Below are 16,344 nucleotides of genomic sequence, written 5' to 3'. Positions count from 1 at the left end.
AGGTGAGCAGCGTCGTGACCCACACCTGGCAGACCAGCGCCGCCGTCTTCCTGCCCGCCGCCCTGCCCCGCGACGGCCGGGTCGCCTTCTGGGCCCCTGACGGCGAGGGGCTGCCCGTGCCGCCACCCGCCGACCGAAGCCCGGTGACACCCCCCGGCGGCGGAGGCCAGGAGGCTCGGGTCGCCGAGCTCACCGTCGTACGCCGCCACGGCGCCGGAGTCCGCAGCCGCACGGTCCCCGCCGTGATCCTCGGCGTCGCCGAGGCGCTGCCCCATCTGGTCGCCGCCCGTCACCACCCGGCCGCCCACCCTGCCACCGCCTGCTGGGGCGCCGCCGCCCTGCACGCCCTGCAGCTCGTCGCGCGGGGACGCCTGCTGCCCGGGCTCACCGCCGACGACCTGGACGCCTGGCGGGCCGGCCCGCTGGACGCCGACGACATCGCCCACCTGCGGGCCGTCGCCGCGGCCATGCCCCACGAAGCCCACGCCGTGCCCGTCCCCGGCCGCAACCCGCTCCAGCTGCCCGAGCCCGAGGCACTGGTGCGGGCCTTCCTCGACGCGGTCGCCGACACCCTGCCCCGTACACCCGCCGCGGCCCACGCGGCCGGCGCGCCGTTCGCCGCGCAGGCCGCGCAGCACCTGCCCCGCGCGCGTGGCTGGGCGGCCGAGGCTGCCGCCGGTATGGACGCCGGGGTCCGGGTCTCGCTCCGCCTCGACCTCGCCGGATACGAACTCTTCGACATCGCCGAGGAGGGCGGAGACGAGCGGCAGGCCGCGGCGGCCCTCCTCCAGATCCACAGCCTCGCCGACCCCACGCTCGTCATCGACGCGGCCGCCCTCTGGGCCGGCGACGGCGACGAACTCTTCGGGCCGCGCGCCCGGATCGACGCCGTGCTCGCGCTGCGCCGCGCCGCCCGCGTCTGGCAGCCGCTCGGCAGGCTCCTGGAGCGCGACGTCCCCGACGTCCTCGCCGTCACCGAGGACGAGCTGTACGAGCTGCTCGGCCCCGCCGCGGCCCGCCTCGCCGACGCCGGGGTCGCCGTGCACTGGCCCCGCGAGCTGGCCCGGTCGCTCAGCGCCTCCGCCGTGGTGCGGCCGGCGCTCTCCGCCCCCGGCTCCGCCACGGACGGCACGGCCTTCTTCGACAGCCAGGAACTGCTCCGCTTCAACTGGCAGCTCGCCCTCGACGGAGACCCGCTCACCGAGCGGGAGATGGACGCCCTCGCCGAGTCCCACCGGCCCATCGTGCGCCTGCGCGACCAGTGGGTCGTCATCGACCCCGACCTGGTCCGCAAGGCCCGCAAGCGGGAACTCGGCCTCCTGGAGCCCGTCGACGCCCTCGCCGTCGCCCTCAGCGGCACCGCGGAGGTCGACGGCGAGACGGTCCAGGCCGTCCCCGTGGGAGCCCTCGCGACCCTCCGGGACCGGCTCGTCGCCGGACCCGAGGAGATCTCCGCGCCCGCCGGCCTGGACGCCACCCTGCGCGACTACCAGCTCCGCGGACTCGCCTGGCTGGACCTGATGACCTCGCTCGGGCTCGGCGGCTGCCTCGCCGACGACATGGGCCTCGGCAAGACCGTCACCCTCATCGCCCTCCATCTGCGCCGTGCCCGCCGCGCGCCCACCCTGGTCGTCTGCCCCGCCTCCCTGCTCGGCAACTGGCAGCGGGAGATCCAGCGCTTCGCCCCCGGCGTCCCCGTGCGCCGCTTCCACGGCACCGACCGTTCCCTGGACGGGCTCGACGCGGGCTCCGGCACCGCCGGATTCGTCCTCACCACCTACGGCACCCTGCGCACCAGCGCCCCCCAACTGGCCGGACAGGAATGGGGGATGGTCGTCGCCGACGAGGCCCAGCACGTCAAGAACCCCTTCTCCGCCACGGCCAAGGCGCTGCGCACGATCCCGACACCGGCCAGGGTCGCCCTCACCGGCACCCCCGTGGAGAACAACCTCTCCGAGCTGTGGGCCCTGCTCGACTGGACCACCCCCGGCCTCCTGGGCCCCCTCAAGGCCTTCCGCTCCCGCCACGCCCGCGCCGTGGAGAACAGCGAGGAGATCGAGAACGAGGAGGCCGTGGAGCGCCTCGCCCGCCTCGTCCGGCCCTTCCTGCTGCGCCGCCGCAAGTCCGACCCCGGCATCGTCCCCGAGCTGCCGCCCAAGACCGAGTCCGACCACCCCGTGGCGCTCACCCGCGAACAGGCCTCGCTCTACGAGGCGGTGGTGCGCGAGACCATGGCGCAGATCGAGGGCTCCGAGGGCATCGCCCGCCGTGGGCTCATCATGAAGCTGCTGACCTCCCTCAAGCAGATCTGCAACCACCCCGCCCAGTACCTCAAGGAACAGACGGCCAAGGGCGGCGGCACGGCCCGGCTCGCCGGCCGCTCGGGCAAGCTCGCCCTCCTCGACGAACTCCTCGACACGATCCTCGCCGAGGACGGCTCGGTGCTCGTCTTCACGCAGTACGTCTCCATGGCCCGGCTCCTCGCCGACCACCTGGCCTCCCGGGCGATCCCGGCCCAACTGCTGCACGGGGGCACGCCCGTGGCCGAGCGCGAGCGGATGGTGGACCGCTTCCAGTCCGGCGAGGTGCCCGTCTTCCTGCTCTCGCTGAAGGCGGCCGGCACCGGGCTCAATCTCACCCGGGCCGCACACGTCGTCCACTTCGACCGCTGGTGGAACCCGGCCGTCGAGGAACAGGCCACCGACCGGGCCTACCGCATCGGACAGACCCAGCCGGTCCAGGTCCACCGGCTGATCGCCGAGGGCACCGTGGAGGACAGCATCGCCGAGATGCTGCGCGCCAAGCGGGCCCTCGCCGATGCCGTCCTCGGCTCCGGGGAGGCCGCGCTGACCGAACTGACCGACCGCGAACTGGCGGACCTGGTCTCGCTGAGGAGGCCGTCGTGAACCCCCGACCCCGGGCCGCGCGGTTCGCCGGCCCGCGCCACGACGACCGGCGCCGGACGTTCCCCGCGCTCGCCCCGCGCGAGGCGCCGGACGGTCGCTTCGCCGCCACCTGGTGGGGCAACGCCTGGGTCGAGGCCCTGGAGGACACCGCCCTCGACCCCGCCCGCCTCGCCCGCGGCAAGGCATACGCCGGGCGCGGTCACGTCGACGCCATCACCGTCACCCCAGGCCGGGTCGTCGCCTACGTCCACGGCACCCGCCCCCGCCCGTACCGCACCGAGATCCGGCTGCGCACGCTCGGCGACGACGGCTGGGAGCGATTCCTGGACGAGGTGGCCGCACGGCCCGACCACATCGCCGCCCTGCTCGACAAGGACGTACCGCACGCCGTCGAGGCCGTCACCGGGCTGCTGCCCGCGCCGGGAGACCTCATCCCCGACTGCTCCTGCCCGGACGACGGCTTCCCCTGCAAGCACGCCGCCGCCCTCTGCTACCAGTCGGCACGGCTCCTCGACGAGGACCCGTTCGTCCTCTTCCTCATGCGGGGACGCGGCGAACAGGAGATCCTCGCCGCCCTCACCCAGCGCAACGCGGCCCGCTCCGCCGCCGAGAAGACCGCGTCCGCGCCGCCGATGGCCACGATCCCCGCCCGCACCGCCCTCGCCCCGCACCCCGGCCACGCTCTGCCGCCGCTGCCCCCGCCGCTCCCCGCCCCCGCGCACCCCGGCCGGCCGCCTGCCTACCCCCCGGACCCCGACGCCCCGGACCCCCTCGCCCTGGACCTGCTCGCGACGGAGGCGGCCGCCCGCGCCCACGCCTTCCTGGCCACCGGACACGACCCCGTCGCCGCGCTCACCCCCTGGCAGGACGCCGTCCGGCTGGCCGCCGCGCACCCCGGCTCCGGTCTCACCGCCTCCACCCGCGCGCTGTACCGCGACCTCGCGTACGCCCTCGACCGCACGCCCACCGACCTGGCCCGCGCCGTCGCCGCCTGGCGCCAGGGCGGCCTCGCCGGGCTCACCGTCCTGGAAGAGCCCTGGGACCCGCCCGCCGGACCCTTCGACCGGGCCCGACCCGCCCTGCTCGCCGCCGACTTCCCCGCCTTCCGCCCCTGGCGCAACCGGCTCTCGACGCGATCCCTCCAGCTCCGCTTCGGACGCGACGGACTCTGGTACGGGTACGAGTCGGATGCCGACCGCGAGGACTGGTGGCCGCGCGGCACCCCCGACCCCGACCCCGTCGGCGCACTCACCGATCTGCTCGGGCGCTGACGGACAGGCCGGCGGAACGCGTCGAACGCCCGACGCCATCAGAGGCACGGCCTCGTCGAGCGGAGCCGATAATTCCCCGTACGTTCGAGGTCACACCCACTCGATGGGGTGAAACCCACCAACGGCCTGATCCAGCCGGGTCCGGATCGCGTTAGTTGCGATACGGGCGAATGCCCGTGAAGAACTCCGGAAGGCAGGAAGCCATGAGGCAGATTCGCCGAAGTGGTCTGGCCACACTGATGGTCACGGGTGGAGCGCTCGCGCTCTCGGCGGGCGCCGCGCACGCCGACTCCGGCGCCCAGGGCGCCGCGGTCGGTTCGCCGGGCGTGATCTCCGGCAACGCGGTTCAGCTGCCGGTACACGTCCCGGTCAATGTCTGCGGGAACACCGTCAATGTCGTCGGACTGCTCAACCCGGCCGTCGGCAACCGCTGCGCGAACACCAGCGCGTCCGACGGCTACGGCTCGGACGCGGACGGTGGTGGTCGTTCGCACAAGGATGTTCCCGGTACGCCGCGCGGCGGTGAGTGGGGTGGCGGACACAACGGCGGCCACAACGGCGGACCCGGCGGCCACAACGGCGGACACGGCGGCCACGGTGGAGGCGGTTCCTCCAACGGCGGGGGCGCCCACGCCGAAGGCCATGCCCACGGTTCTCCCGGGGTGCTGTCCGGCAATGGCATCCAGCTGCCGATCGACCTCCCCGTGAACGTCAGCGGCAACTCGGTCAACGTCGTCGGCATCGGCAACCCCGTCTTCGGCAACACCTCGGTCAACGGCCCCGCTCAGCCCGAGCGGCCCGGCTGGGAGCCGAAGCCGCACGGGCCGGGCAAGCCGTCGCCCACCACGATCACCGACACGGACGAGCCCGCCCCGGCACCCGGCCCGCAGACCAGCTCGGTCGCGCTCGCCAGCACCGGCTCGGAGCTGGTCGGTTACGCCGCCCCGGCCGGCGCGGCGCTCCTGCTCGGCGGCGCCCTGGTCTACCGCCGGGCCCGCCGCATGGGCGCGCAGGTCTGAGGCCCGCGCCGGGCCCTCATGCCCGGCGCCAGGCCCGGAGTACCGCATCGATGGCCGGTGCGACCCTCGTCCGGGCCTGGTGGCGGGGAACTCCCCGCATGAGCAGCGTGTCGTACTCGGTGTCGACATGGCGTACGGCCGCCCGCACGGCGGCGGTGACCGCACCCCGGTCAAGTGCCCGCCCGGCCGCCGTACGCCCCACCCGGCCGCTGCCCTTCTGCGAGGCGTGGGCCGCGATCTCCGCGGCCCGGTCGACCGGGCAGTACGGAAAGAGCCGCAGGATCTCGGCCTCCAGAGTCGCCGTGACCTCCGCGTCCCGCTCCGAGCGGCGCGCCGCGTCACGGGACCGCCGCCGCGCCCGTGCCTCCGCGTCGGCCAGGCAGGCCGCTTCCGCCCGGGTGAGCGCGGCTTCCTCGACGAGCAGCCCCTGACGCTCGTACCGCGTACGGCGTCGGTTGTGCCGTACGACCACCGCCCACAGCGAACTGCCCTCGCGGGCCCGGCGGGTGAGGGCTGTGTCCCCGCGGCGCAGGAACACCAGATGGCCGAGGTCGGCGCAGTCCAGGCAGACCGGTGCGTTGAACTCGAGGATCATCCGCTCCAGCGGCCCCTGGTGGCACTCCGAGCAGCGGCGGCGCTTGAGCGGTTCGACGACGACGGGCGCGACCAGGTCCACGGGCGGCCTCCTTCGGTTCAGCCGGTCAGCGGACGCCGGGAGCGGCCGCGGCGATGAACTGGTCGAGGATCTCCTTCGCCTGGTGGGAGCGGTGCGCGCGGTCCTCCTCGCCGGTCGACTCGTGCATGCGGTTGGTCATCTCGAAGGCCGATTCGGCCAGTTGGCGGGTGCCCGCGTCGTCGCACACCAGCTGGACACGGAAGAGGGCCTGACGGGTGGCGGTGCGCTGGCGGTACGAGGCGTAGCGCGACTCCTCGGCCGCCTCCGAATCGGGGTCCTGGGCGGCCCGGAACCAGCGGTCGTTCTGGCTGCGCCGGTAGTCGACGACCGCGCCGGCGAAGGCGCTGTAGGCAGCGATGCGCTCCTGGCGCAGCTGCTCGTTGCGGGCCAGTACCGCGGTACGTTCGGCGGCCCGGCCCTGGAACCAGTGCGTGGCGACGACACCCAGCAGGGTTCCCACCACGGCGATCAGCGCCGTCTCCATGACCGGTTGCTCCCTCAGCGCGCTCAAGTGGCGTCAATAATCGTTCGATCCGCCACCCGGCCCCGGCTAGGGTCCGTCACGTGGCAACGAAACTCAATCAGATCATCGCAGTGGAGAAGGGCGTCAAGTCCAGGGCGCATCAGGACCTCACGGCGGCGCACCACGGGCTGCAGAAGCCGGCGCTGCTCGCCGGCATCTCCCGTACGTACCAGCCGAAGGACGAGGAGGGCGAACAGCTTCCGCCCGAGTCGACGCTGGTGCAGGTGAAGGCCGAGGACGTGCTGCGCGACACCGCGCGGGCGCTGACCAGGCTGTTCGATGTCACCGCCACCAAGGACTGGGCCAACTGCGAGGCGCGCGCCGACATCACCGTCGACGGGCGCGTGCTGGTGAGCCAGGTGCCTGTCGCCTACCTCCTCTTCCTGGAGAAGCAGCTGACGGACATCAACACGTTCGTCCGCAAGCTGCCCGTCCTCGACGCGGCCGAATCCTGGACGCAGGACCCGTCGACCGATGCGTGGAAGACCGAGGTCGTCCGCACGGTGCGGACGAAGAAGGTGCCGCGCAACCACGTCAAGGCGGAGGCGACGGACAAGCACCCGGCGCAGGTCGAGGTGTACTACGAGGACGTGCCGGTGGGTTACTGGACCACCGTCAAGTTCTCCGGCGCCCTGCCGGCCCGGCGGGTGAACGAGCTTCTGGAGCGGGTGGAGAAGCTCCAGCAGGCGGTGAAGTTCGCCCGTGAGGAGGCGAACAGCGCCGAGGTCACCGACCAGCGCGTCGGGGACGCCGTCTTCGGCTACCTCTTCGGGTAGCGGGGACACCCACAGACTCCCCGGCCACAGAACACGGCCGGGGTGCGCGAGGAGCGCAAAGCTGAAGCTGAGCCTTGTCGTGAAATCCGCGGTTCCAGTGGAGGTTCGAGTCCTCCTCCCGGCACTCTCGTTCCATGCCGGGATAGCCCAACCAGGCAGAGGCAGACCGCGATCAATCTCAGACTATTGCTCCAGATTCAGCATTCGCCGCTCATCGCCGGATCGACCGGGCCCGGGCCCTGGTGCGTCGAAATGCCAGTTCGAATCTGGTCCGCCGAGCTCGATCGGCGGTGGTCCAATGGCAGGACGCGACGCAATGACGACTGACCCGGGTTCTCAAGTGTGCCGGCGTGTGATCGTGAGCGGCATCGACAGGGTCCGGGGGCAGGCTACGCCCTCGGACCCGCTCCTGTTTCCCTCCGCTACTGCCGGTATCCGCTCAGGAAACGGCCGATGCGGCTGATCGCCGCGTCGAGGTCGTCGGCGTACGGCAGCGTCAGAATGCGGAAGTGGTCCGGCCGCGGCCAGTTGAAGCCGGTGCCCTGCACCACCTGGATCTTCTCGCGCAGCAGCAGGTCGAGGACGAACTTCTCGTCGTCGTGGATCTTGTGCACCTTCGGGTCCAGGCGCGGGAAGGCGTAGAGCGCGCCCTTCGGCTTCACACAGGAGACGCCGGGGATCTCGTTGAGCTTCTCCCACGCCTTGTCGCGCTGCTCGTGGAGCCTGCCGCCCGGGGCGGTGAGCTCGTGGATCGACTGCCGGCCGCCGAGCGCGGCCTGGATGGCGTACTGGGCGGGGGCGTTCGGGCACAGCCGCATGGAGGCGAGCATGGTCAGCCCCTCCAGATAGCTCTTCGCGTGCTGCTGGGGGCCGCTGACGACCAGCCAGCCCGAGCGGAAGCCCGCCACCCGGTACGTCTTCGACAGGCCGCCGAAGGTGAGGACGACCAGGTCGGGGGCGAGGGAGGCGGCCGGGTAGTGGACGGCCTCGTCGTAGACGATCTGGTCGTAGATCTCGTCGGCGAAGACCATCAGGCCGTGGCGGCGGGCGAGATCGAGGATGCCCTCGACGATCTCGCGCGGATACACCGCGCCCGTGGGGTTGTTGGGGTTGATGATCACGACGGCGCGGGTGCGGTCGGTGATCTTCGCGGCCATGTCGTCGAGGTCCGGGTACCAGTCGGCCGACTCGTCGCACAGGTAGTGCACGGCCTTGCCGCCCGCGAGGGTGGTCGCCGCCGTCCAGAGGGGGAAGTCGGGGGCGGGGATCAGGACCTCGTCGCCGTCCTCCAGGAGCGCCTGGACGGCCATGGAGACCAGCTCGGAGACGCCGTTGCCGAGGAAGATGTCGTCGACGCCGACCTCCGGCAGGCCCATGGCCTGGTAGCGCTGGGCCACGGCGCGGCGGGCGGAGAGGATGCCGCGGGAGTCGGTGTAGCCGTGCGCCTTCGGGAGCATCCGGATCATGTCCTGGACGATCTCCTCCGGCGCCTCGAAGCCGAAGAGCGCGGGGTTGCCGGTGTTGAGGCGCAGGACGCTGTGACCCGCCTCCTCCAGGGCGTTGGCGTGCTCGATGACCGGGCCGCGAATCTCGTAGCAGACCTCGCTCAGCTTGCTCGACTGCCGGAACTCCATGCGACGACCTCCCCAGAAGTATTGATGCTTGGTTTTACCAAGTTCGAGCTTGGAAAGTCCAACAACTTGTCTAGACTGCGTCGCATGCCACGTCGCCGAAGCTATGACCAGTACTGCGCCGCCGCTCGCGCCCTCGACGCCGTCGGCGACCGCTGGACGCTGCTGATCGTCCGTGAACTCCTCGCCGGGCCGCGCCGTTACACGGATCTGCACGCCGATCTGCCCGGAGTCAGCACGGACATGCTGGCCGGCCGCCTGAAGGACATGGAGGGCGCCGAACTCGTCACGCGGCGCCGCATGCCGCCGCCCGTGTCGGCGTACGTGTACGAACTCACCCGGCGCGGCCGCGACCTCCTGCCGGTCCTGCGGGCCCTGGCGGAGTGGGGCACGCCCGCCCTGGAGGAGCCGCGGCCGACCGACGCCGTGCGCGCCCATTGGTTCGCGATCCCGCTGCTGCCCGCGCTGGAGGGCGAGGTGGCGGGACTGGTTCATGTCACCCTGGACGAGGGGGAGTTCCATGTACGGATCGGGGGCGACGGTCCGCCCGAGTACGGGGACGGGCCGCCGGCCGAAGCCGCCGACGTGCGCCTGCGGACGGACTCCGCGACCTGCCGGGCCCTGGCGGCCGGCGGGTTGACTCTCTCCCAGGCGGTGCAGGACGGGAAGGTCGAGGTGACGGCGGACGGTGGTCCCGCCGGTGAACTGCGGGCGCGGCTCGCACCACTGACGGTGAACTGATCGTCAATCCCCGTCCGAGTCATCACCCTTACGAGTAGCGTATGGCTGTTTGGCGGCCATGAACCGATGGGTCGCGAGGGGAAGTGGGAGGGCCGCTCCATGGGGATCGACGTCTGCACCGACCGGGGCGTGCACCCCGGTGAGACCCTGGTGGCCGAGCGGGCGGCCACGCCGGACACCGGGGCCCGGCGGGGCACGCTGGCCATGGGCACCTCGGGCGGCACGCTGCGGATCAAGCCGCCCAAGGGTCGAACGGATGTCGTCTTCCGTACCGTCACGCTCGCCCCCGGCGACTCCACGGGCTGGCACCACCACCCCGGCCAGATCATCGCCGTCGTCCAGTCGGGCACGCTGACCCGCATCCTGCACGACTGCTCGGTGGAGACGATCTCCGCGGGCGAGGCGTTCGTCGAACCCGCGGGCCGAAGGAACCGGCACATCGGGCACAACCTCGGCTCCGAGCCCGTCGTCCTCTACATGACCTGCCTGCTGCCCCAGGACGCACCGCTCTCGATCGAGGCGGAAGCGCCGGACTGCGCGCTCTGTCTCACCTAGCCGTTCACGCCTCCACGCCCTCCAGGGCGGCGGCCAGCCGGTCCCGGGCCGCGGTCTGCGCGGCGATCCGCGCCTCCAGGACGGCCAGCCGCTCGCGGGCGATCTCCAGCCCGCGGGGCGACGGCGGCGTGGCCGGCATGTCGCCGTCGAGGCAGGCGCTGAACGCGGTCACATCATCCAGCGTGAGCCCGGCGTCCAGCAGATACCGGATATTGGATACACGAGCCACGGCGGCCGTGTCGTACATCCGGTATCCGTTCGCCGCCCGGACCGACGTGATCAGCCCCGCCTGCTCGTAGTGGCGGAGCGCCCGGGCCGTCGTCCCCGTCCTCCGGGCCAGTTCACCGATGCGCAAGGACCCCACCTCCTCGCGCAGTCGTATCACGCGACCAGTGCACCCCCATCGACGGGAAGGACCGTCCCGGTCAGGAACGCGGCCTCGGGCGAGGCGAGCCGGGTGATCGCCCACGCCACCTCCTCCGGAAGGCCCACCCGCCCCAGGGGGGTGTGGGCGAGCTGCCACGCCCGTACCGCCGCGCGTCGCTCCGGAGACAGCCCGATGTGGTCCGCGATCGGCGTCTCGATCGCGCCCGGCGCGACCGCGACCACCCGGATGCCGCGCGGGGCGAGCTCCACGGCCCAGCACCGGGTGAGCGTCTCCAGCGCGCTCTTGGTGGCCGGATAGACGGAGTTGTTCGGCCAGCCGCGCTGACCGACCGTCGTCGTGACGTTGACGACCACACCACCGGCGGCCTCCAGGGCGGGCAGGGCGGCCTGGGTCAGCAGGACCGGGGCGACGAGATTGGTCTCCACGAGCGGGCCGATGACCGTGCGGTCGAGCGTGCCGAGGGCCCCGCCGGTGGCGATGCCCGCGTTGTTGACGAGGACGTCCAGCCGCCCGTGGGTGTCGACCGCCGCGCTGACGATTTCCTCGGCCGCACCCTCGGCCGTGACGTCCGCGATCAGCGGCCGGATTCCGGGATGCCCGTCGGCGGTCTCCTCCAGCGGACCCGGCCTGCGGCCGACGGCGACGACGGTGGCGCCGCCGGCGGCGAACGCCCGGGCGGTGGCCCGGCCGATGCCGGTGCCGGCTCCGGTGACGACAATGACCCTGTGTGGCGCTGTGCTGTTCATAGACTCGATGCTCGAACCCTGACGCCAATGACAAGGTCAAGTCCGTGCGATTCGAAGCGATCACCTGGGAGCGGCTGTCCGAGGCCCTGGCCGGGCACGTCGACGGGATGGCGCCCGGGGACGGCGGCGACTGGCTCAAGGTCGGCATCGACGGTGCGCCCGCGGCGCCGACCGGCGAGACCGCCGAGCGGATCGCCGAGGCGCTGCGGCTGCGCGGCCGGTCCGTGCTCGTCGTCGGCACCGAAGGGTTCCTGCGGCCCGCGTCGCTCCGCTACGAGTACGGGAAGCAGGACCCCGACTCGTACTACAGCGGCTGGTACGACACCGGGGCGCTGTGGCGCGAGGTGTTCGGGCCGCTGGAGGCGGGAGGCGGCGGGCGCGTGCTGCCCGACCTCTGGGACCCCGTCAGCGACCGGGCCACCCGGAGCCCGTACGTAGAAGTGCCGCCCGGGGGCGTGCTCGTGGTGCACGGCCCGTTCCTCCTCGGGCACTGGTTCCCGTTCGACATGACCGTTCATCTGCGGCTCTCGCCGGGCGCCCTCGCCCGCCGCACCGAGGAGTCCTGGACCCTGCCCGCCTTCGCACGGTACGAGAACGAGGTCGGCCCGTCCGATGTCGCGGACGTCGTCGTCCGCGCCGACGATCCACGCCACCCGGCCTGGACCGGGCTCAGCGCCCCGGACACCCCCTAGAGCAGGTCCGGCGGATCAGGGTCGGACAGGCCCCAGGGCCTGAGGCCCGGAAGCCGGCGTCAGGACGCCGCTCCGGCAGGCCGGCCTCCCACCACCGTCACCGCCTCCGCGCCCGCCCGGCATCCCGCCGCGGCCGACACCATCGCGTCCGCGCCCGCGAGCCGGGCCGCCAGGAACGCCCCGGTGAACGCGTCGCCCGCCCCCGTCGAGTCCACCGCACGCACCGCCGGCGCCCTGACCCGGCCGGTCACCGAGCCCGCCTCGGCGACCAGCGCACCCGCCGCGCCCAGCGTGACCACGACCAGCGGGAACGTACGGCTCAACACCTCCGCCGCCTTCTCCGGTTCGGCGCCCCCGGTCAGCAGGCGGGCCTCGTCGGCGTTGGGGAACAGCACCTGCGCCCCCTGTGCCGCGGTCAGGAACCGGTCCACACCGAGCTGCTCCAGAAACCCCGCCGAGGCCGGATCCACGCTCACCGGGACCCCCGCCTCCCGCGCGCCCCGCATGGCCCGCAGCGCGGCCGCACGGCTCGACTCGGCGAAGAAGAGGTACCCGGACAGATGCAGATGGGCCACGCCGTCGAGGAACGCGTCGGACCAGTCGGCGGGGGAGAGGCGCAGCGCCGCCCCGCTGTCGGTCAGGAACGTGCGCTCGGTGCTCGCGTCGACCAGCGCGATCACCGTCGCCGTGGCGGCGTGCGCGTCCGCGACCAGCATCGCCCGCACACCGGCCCGGCGCAGTGCCCTCTCGTGCCAGTCGGCCGCCTCGGTCCCGACCCGAGCGAGCAGACGCACCTCGTCACACCCCGAACGCGCCGCCCAACATGCCGCGTTGGCTCCGGCGCCACCCGGCAGCGTGCGGATCTCCGCCGCCGTGTCGGTGGCGGCCGCGAGCGGGGTCCGGTGCCGGGCCACGACGTCCGTGACCACGTCGCCGACGACCAGCAGGCCGCTCACGCGCCGCCCTCGGCGTACGCCGTCGCGATCCGTGCGGCGAGCCTCACATTGCCCCGTACCGCCGCGAGGTTCGCCTCCAGCGAGGCGCCCTCGGTGTGCACCGTCAGGTACTCCAGCAGGAACGGTGTCACGGCCTGCCCCGTGATCCCCTTCTCCTTCGCCGCCGCGAGTCCCTGCGCGAGGACACGGTCGTGCAGCCCCGGATCCAACTGGTCCGCCACCGGCACCGGGTTGGCCACGATCAGCGCCGCGTACGGCTCGCCCAGGTCGTCCTGGGCTCGTATCACGCCCGCCACCTCCTCGGGCGTCCGCAGCGTCCAGTCCACCGGCTCTCCCGACGAGGCCAGATAGAAGCCGGGGAAGTGCTCCGTCCCGTACCCCACCACCGTCACGCCCAGCGTCTCCAGGCGCTGCAGCGTCGCAGGGACGTCGAGGATCGACTTCACCCCCGCGCACACCACCGTCACCCCGACCCTGGACAGCAGCCGCAGGTCCGCCGACTCGTCCTGCGTCTCGCTCCACTCCCGGTGCACCCCGCCGAGCCCGCCGGTCGCGAAGACCCGTATGCCGACCGAGTCCGCCAGCCACGCCGTCGCGGAGACCGTCGTGGCCCCCGTCGCCCCGGTCGCGAGCGCGGGCGCCAGGTCGCGGTGGCCCAGCTTCCGTACCGCCGGGTCCTCCGCGATCCGCGTCAACCCGTCCTGGTCGAGGCCGACATGGGCCGTGCCGTCGATCACGGCGATCGTGGCGGGCACGGCCCCGCCATCCCGTACGAGCGCCTCCAGCTCCCGCGCCACGGCGAGATTGCGCGGGCGCGGCAGACCGTGGGCGATGATCGTGGACTCCAGCGCGACGACGGGACGGCCCTCGTGGAGCGCCTCCCGCACTTCTTCGGACACCTGTGTGGACATGTCCCATCTCTGGCGCAACCGCGAACCACTCAAACCTCGGTGGCGAGCATCAGCCACAGCCCGGCAGGCCGGGCAGCCGGCCCGTGTCCACCACCTGGATCACCGGCCGGGAGCCGGACGTCTTGGCGTTGCCCACGCTGTACGCCACCGCCAGCGCACCGCCCCTGGCCTGCGCGTACCCGTACGCCGGAGTGATCCGCGCGTACGAGCCGGAGCCGAGGTCCAGGGCGTAGGAGGTCTCCGGGGTGCGCCAGGTGACCAGACGGCCGCTGATCCGCAGCTGGTCCATGCCGTCGACGGCCGGGGACGTCGTCACGACCGCCGCCGGCCGCGCGTCGCCCGTCCGCCACACCATCAGCCGGGGCTCCGTCTCGCCCTCCACCCAGGCCCAGGTCCTGCCGTCGGAGACCACGGACCGGATGTCTCGCAGCGCGGTCAATGGGCCGGGCAGCGCGGCGGGGCGCGCGCCGCTGAGGGAGACGGCGGCCAGCCGGGTCCCGGAGCCCACCGATTCGCGCCATACCAACAGGTCGCCGGCGGCGAAGGGAGCGTCCATCACGCCCGTGCGCAGGGCACGGGGGGCGCCGCCCCCGGCCGCGGCCGCGTACACGGTGGCCTTGCCGCCGCCGACGCCCTGCGCCCAGTGGACGGTGCCGTCGCGGACGACGGGCTGGGGCAGCGGGCCCGGCCGGTCCGCGCGGGCGAGCCGCCGGGACGCGCCCGTCGTGGCGTCCCAGACGTACAGGCTCCACGGGCTGTCCAGCGTGCGCCCCTCGAGGACTGCGAACGCGGCCCACCGCCGGCCGTCGAAGTCGGCCGCGAGCAGCTGGTGTTCGACGGGGTCGGCGAGGGTGAGGAGGGTACGGGGCGCGTCGGTGCCGCGCACCAGGGCGGCTCGCCGCTGCCCGCTGCCCGTGAGCTGGACCGCGGTCCAGCCGGGGCCGGTGTCGGTGAGCACCGCCCGCTCGCCGGCCGGTGCCCGCAGCTCGCCGGCTTCGAGCGCGGAGCTCCAGGCGGCGGGCAGCCGGACCTCGCAGGCGGCGGCGAGCGCGGTCGGCCGCGGTGCCGGGGCGGACGATCCGCGGGGTGTCGGATCCGGGGTGGGCCGCGCCGACGAGCATCCCGCCACCAGGATGCCCGCCAGCAGCAGGGGCAGGGCCGCACGGGCGCCGACCGGGGAGGTGGACCTACCAGACGTACCCACGGCCGCCCATGATGGTGGTGATGGTGTCGGACGAGATGTGCGCCGACTTGGGGACGGATCCCGCCCAGGAGATCACGCTCGTGCTCACCCCGCCCACCGGGTCCAGGTAGTTGACCTGCGCGGCTGCGGTGTCCGTGTTGTAGCCGTCGATCGCGACCCAGTGGAATATCTCGATGTTGGGGTGGCCGACGAGATGCGGTCCGCCCGGCACCTCCCAGGCGTTGCCCGCTATGGCGTAGTCGTTGTCGGTGTTGTGCGTGATGTGCTGCTTGAAGTTCGCCTTGTCGGTGGCGGTCGGGGTGTACGGCAGCGCCTTGGGTACGTAACCGGCCCCGGGCAGCCGGTGGTTCAAGGCGTCGACCATCGGGTAGCCCGTGGGGCTGGGGACGTTGATGTTGATGCCGTACCAGGCGGTGCCGTTGGAGTTCGTCTTGAGGAGGGTCGCGGCGTCCTGCTGCGACCGGCCCGCGACCTCGTCGCGGGCGGACTGGGTGATCACGAGGGCGGCGGGGCCGCACCAGTAGGACGTCTTCTGCGACTGGTGGAGGCCGCCGGAGAGCTTGTATCCGGCCAGCACGGCGCGGGTGCGCAGACCGTCGTACGCGCGCGAGGCCTCCGCCTGCTTGGCGGCGGCGAGTCTCTGCTGGGCCGGGGTGAGGCGTTGCGGGCCGAGGGTGTCGTACGCGGCCTTGTAGTCGGCCCCGGGGGCGACGGGCTCGGTCGCCAGGGCCGCGGGGGAGGCCAGGCCGACCGCGAGCAGCGCGGCTGCGGTGACGGCCGTGGTCAGGGCGGCGGTGCGCGGAAGGAAGGCTGACGCGTGCATCGCACTCTCCTGTCGGAGGTGGGGGAGGCGTTCAGGGGGAGTTTGACGCGCGCACGCCAGGCTTGACAGGGGGCTCGGCGGATTGCCCCCGACCAACATTGGGCGCACCAAAGGCGCTGCTCGTGACCAGCGGCGACACCGGCCGGCAACCCGCCCGGCCGGCCCGGTTTTCGGCCGTGCGACGCCATCGCGCCGTGCTCCGCGGTGCGCGCGTATGAGCGATTTCGTCCCTGAGGGGGCCGATATGTTCATTCGTCACTTCTACGACGGTCTCGCGGTCGACCACGACCTGATTACGCCGACTGGGGGGCGGGTGTGACGCACGTGCGGAATCGGTACCCCTTCGCTCGGCCCACCCGTCCGTGGGTCCTCCGTCGAGGCCGTCCGCGCCGCGCGACCTCCGGGGCTCTGTCCCGAAGTCGTTCTTCGGATTTCGTCGCCGCCGCCGCATGCGGGGAACTCGCCTGGTAGGAGGCGAAACGGAGCAAGTGATTCCAGCCCGTCCCGGCAGCGGAACGGTCCTGGG

Annotated in this window: 16 protein-coding genes; 7 read left to right on the top strand and 9 right to left on the bottom strand. The window is 73.1% G+C overall.

Going from position 1 to position 16,344, the window contains the following annotated elements; genetic code table 11:
• The first annotated feature begins 2 nt into the window (after positions 1-2).
• The 3 genes from ABZ939_RS21205 (at position 3) to ABZ939_RS21195 (ending at position 5,196) form a co-directional block, all read left to right on the top strand.
• Complete coding sequence (locus ABZ939_RS21205; RefSeq protein WP_361857205.1) at positions 3-2,906, top strand: DEAD/DEAH box helicase; 2,904 nt, start codon at positions 3-5, stop codon at positions 2,904-2,906.
• Positions 2,903-4,177, top strand: coding sequence for an SWIM zinc finger family protein (locus tag ABZ939_RS21200; protein ID WP_361857202.1), 1,275 nt, complete (start codon positions 2,903-2,905; stop codon positions 4,175-4,177). Before ABZ939_RS21205 ends, ABZ939_RS21200 begins: the two co-directional genes overlap by 4 nt.
• A 203-nt stretch (positions 4,178-4,380) precedes the next feature.
• Complete coding sequence (locus ABZ939_RS21195; RefSeq protein WP_361857199.1) at positions 4,381-5,196, top strand: chaplin; 816 nt, start codon at positions 4,381-4,383, stop codon at positions 5,194-5,196.
• A gap of 16 nt (positions 5,197-5,212) precedes the next feature.
• Here ABZ939_RS21195 and ABZ939_RS21190 read toward each other — a convergent pair whose 3' ends face one another.
• Both ABZ939_RS21190 and ABZ939_RS21185 read right to left on the bottom strand, forming a co-directional pair.
• Entirely contained in the window at positions 5,213-5,872 is a 660-nt protein-coding gene (locus ABZ939_RS21190; RefSeq protein ID WP_361857197.1) for a DUF2293 domain-containing protein, read from the bottom strand.
• Positions 5,873-5,897: 25 nt separating this feature from the next.
• The gene (locus ABZ939_RS21185) at positions 5,898-6,356 is read right to left on the bottom strand and encodes a hypothetical protein (RefSeq protein WP_361857194.1); all 459 of its coding nucleotides are present in this window, start codon (positions 6,354-6,356) and stop codon (positions 5,898-5,900) included.
• 80 nt (positions 6,357-6,436) lie between these two features.
• Between ABZ939_RS21185 and ABZ939_RS21180 the strand changes: the two genes are divergently transcribed.
• On the top strand, positions 6,437-7,171 hold the full coding sequence (locus ABZ939_RS21180; RefSeq protein ID WP_137990054.1) for a hypothetical protein: 735 nt from the start codon (positions 6,437-6,439) through the stop codon (positions 7,169-7,171).
• 422 nt (positions 7,172-7,593) lie between these two features.
• Here ABZ939_RS21180 and ABZ939_RS21175 read toward each other — a convergent pair whose 3' ends face one another.
• On the bottom strand, positions 7,594-8,805 hold the full coding sequence (locus ABZ939_RS21175) for a pyridoxal phosphate-dependent aminotransferase (protein WP_361857191.1): 1,212 nt from the start codon (positions 8,803-8,805) through the stop codon (positions 7,594-7,596).
• Positions 8,806-8,889: 84 nt separating this feature from the next.
• Here ABZ939_RS21175 and ABZ939_RS21170 point away from each other — a divergent pair, with 84 nt between their 5' ends.
• Positions 8,890-9,543, top strand: a complete 654-nt coding sequence (locus ABZ939_RS21170) for a winged helix-turn-helix transcriptional regulator (RefSeq protein WP_361857188.1) — start codon at positions 8,890-8,892, stop codon at positions 9,541-9,543.
• 99 nt (positions 9,544-9,642) lie between these two features.
• A complete protein-coding gene (locus tag ABZ939_RS21165) occupies positions 9,643-10,098 on the top strand; it encodes a cupin domain-containing protein (protein WP_361857185.1) in 456 nt (151 codons plus the stop codon).
• A 4-nt stretch (positions 10,099-10,102) separates the two neighbouring features.
• Here ABZ939_RS21165 and ABZ939_RS21160 read toward each other — a convergent pair whose 3' ends face one another.
• The gene (locus ABZ939_RS21160) at positions 10,103-10,453 is read right to left on the bottom strand and encodes a MerR family transcriptional regulator (RefSeq protein WP_361857584.1); all 351 of its coding nucleotides are present in this window, start codon (positions 10,451-10,453) and stop codon (positions 10,103-10,105) included.
• A 26-nt stretch (positions 10,454-10,479) separates the two neighbouring features.
• Entirely contained in the window at positions 10,480-11,232 is a 753-nt protein-coding gene (locus ABZ939_RS21155) for an SDR family oxidoreductase (protein ID WP_361857182.1), read from the bottom strand.
• A 44-nt stretch (positions 11,233-11,276) separates the two neighbouring features.
• On the opposite strand from ABZ939_RS21155, the gene ABZ939_RS21150 reads away from it, so the two are divergent.
• Positions 11,277-11,924 carry a uridine kinase gene (locus ABZ939_RS21150; RefSeq protein WP_361857179.1) on the top strand — a complete coding sequence of 216 codons (648 nt, stop codon included), beginning with the start codon at positions 11,277-11,279 and terminating at the stop codon, positions 11,922-11,924.
• Positions 11,925-11,983: 59 nt separating this feature from the next.
• Here ABZ939_RS21150 and ABZ939_RS21145 read toward each other — a convergent pair whose 3' ends face one another.
• The 4 genes from ABZ939_RS21145 to ABZ939_RS21130 are packed head-to-tail and all read right to left on the bottom strand — an operon-like array spanning position 11,984 to position 15,818.
• On the bottom strand, positions 11,984-12,880 hold the full coding sequence (locus ABZ939_RS21145; RefSeq protein ID WP_361857176.1) for a PfkB family carbohydrate kinase: 897 nt from the start codon (positions 12,878-12,880) through the stop codon (positions 11,984-11,986).
• Positions 12,877-13,791, bottom strand: a complete 915-nt coding sequence (locus ABZ939_RS21140; RefSeq protein WP_361857173.1) for a pseudouridine-5'-phosphate glycosidase — start codon at positions 13,789-13,791, stop codon at positions 12,877-12,879. Before ABZ939_RS21140 ends, ABZ939_RS21145 begins: the two co-directional genes overlap by 4 nt.
• A gap of 49 nt (positions 13,792-13,840) precedes the next feature.
• A complete protein-coding gene (locus ABZ939_RS21135; protein WP_361857170.1) occupies positions 13,841-14,995 on the bottom strand; it encodes a hypothetical protein in 1,155 nt (384 codons plus the stop codon).
• On the bottom strand, positions 14,979-15,818 hold the full coding sequence (locus tag ABZ939_RS21130) for a hypothetical protein (RefSeq protein WP_361857168.1): 840 nt from the start codon (positions 15,816-15,818) through the stop codon (positions 14,979-14,981). The genes ABZ939_RS21135 and ABZ939_RS21130 overlap by 17 nt, the downstream gene beginning before the upstream one ends.
• Positions 15,819-16,344: the final 526 nt, after the last annotated feature.

The sequence above is a fragment of the Streptomyces sp. NPDC046712 genome (genome assembly GCF_040645695.1).
In the GTDB taxonomy this organism is placed as follows: Bacteria; Actinomycetota; Actinomycetes; order Streptomycetales; family Streptomycetaceae; genus Streptomyces.
Note: the sequence above shows the minus strand (reverse complement) of the source record. Positions and strands in the feature narration are given on the sequence as shown.

Excerpts from the sequence above, each read along its gene's own strand:
- ABZ939_RS21195 (WP_361857199.1), top strand. The coding sequence starts at position 4,381 with ATGAGGCAGATTCGCCGAAGTGGTCTGGCCACACTGATGGTCACGGGT.
- ABZ939_RS21185 (WP_361857194.1), bottom strand. The coding sequence starts at position 6,356 with ATGGAGACGGCGCTGATCGCCGTGGTGGGAACCCTGCTGGGTGTCGTC.
- ABZ939_RS21175 (WP_361857191.1), bottom strand. The coding sequence starts at position 8,805 with ATGGAGTTCCGGCAGTCGAGCAAGCTGAGCGAGGTCTGCTACGAGATT.
- ABZ939_RS21170 (WP_361857188.1), top strand. The coding sequence starts at position 8,890 with ATGCCACGTCGCCGAAGCTATGACCAGTACTGCGCCGCCGCTCGCGCC.
- ABZ939_RS21165 (WP_361857185.1), top strand. The coding sequence starts at position 9,643 with ATGGGGATCGACGTCTGCACCGACCGGGGCGTGCACCCCGGTGAGACC.
- ABZ939_RS21155 (WP_361857182.1), bottom strand. The coding sequence starts at position 11,232 with ATGAACAGCACAGCGCCACACAGGGTCATTGTCGTCACCGGAGCCGGC.
- ABZ939_RS21140 (WP_361857173.1), bottom strand. The coding sequence starts at position 13,791 with ATGTCCACACAGGTGTCCGAAGAAGTGCGGGAGGCGCTCCACGAGGGC.
- ABZ939_RS21130 (WP_361857168.1), bottom strand. The coding sequence starts at position 15,818 with ATGCACGCGTCAGCCTTCCTTCCGCGCACCGCCGCCCTGACCACGGCC.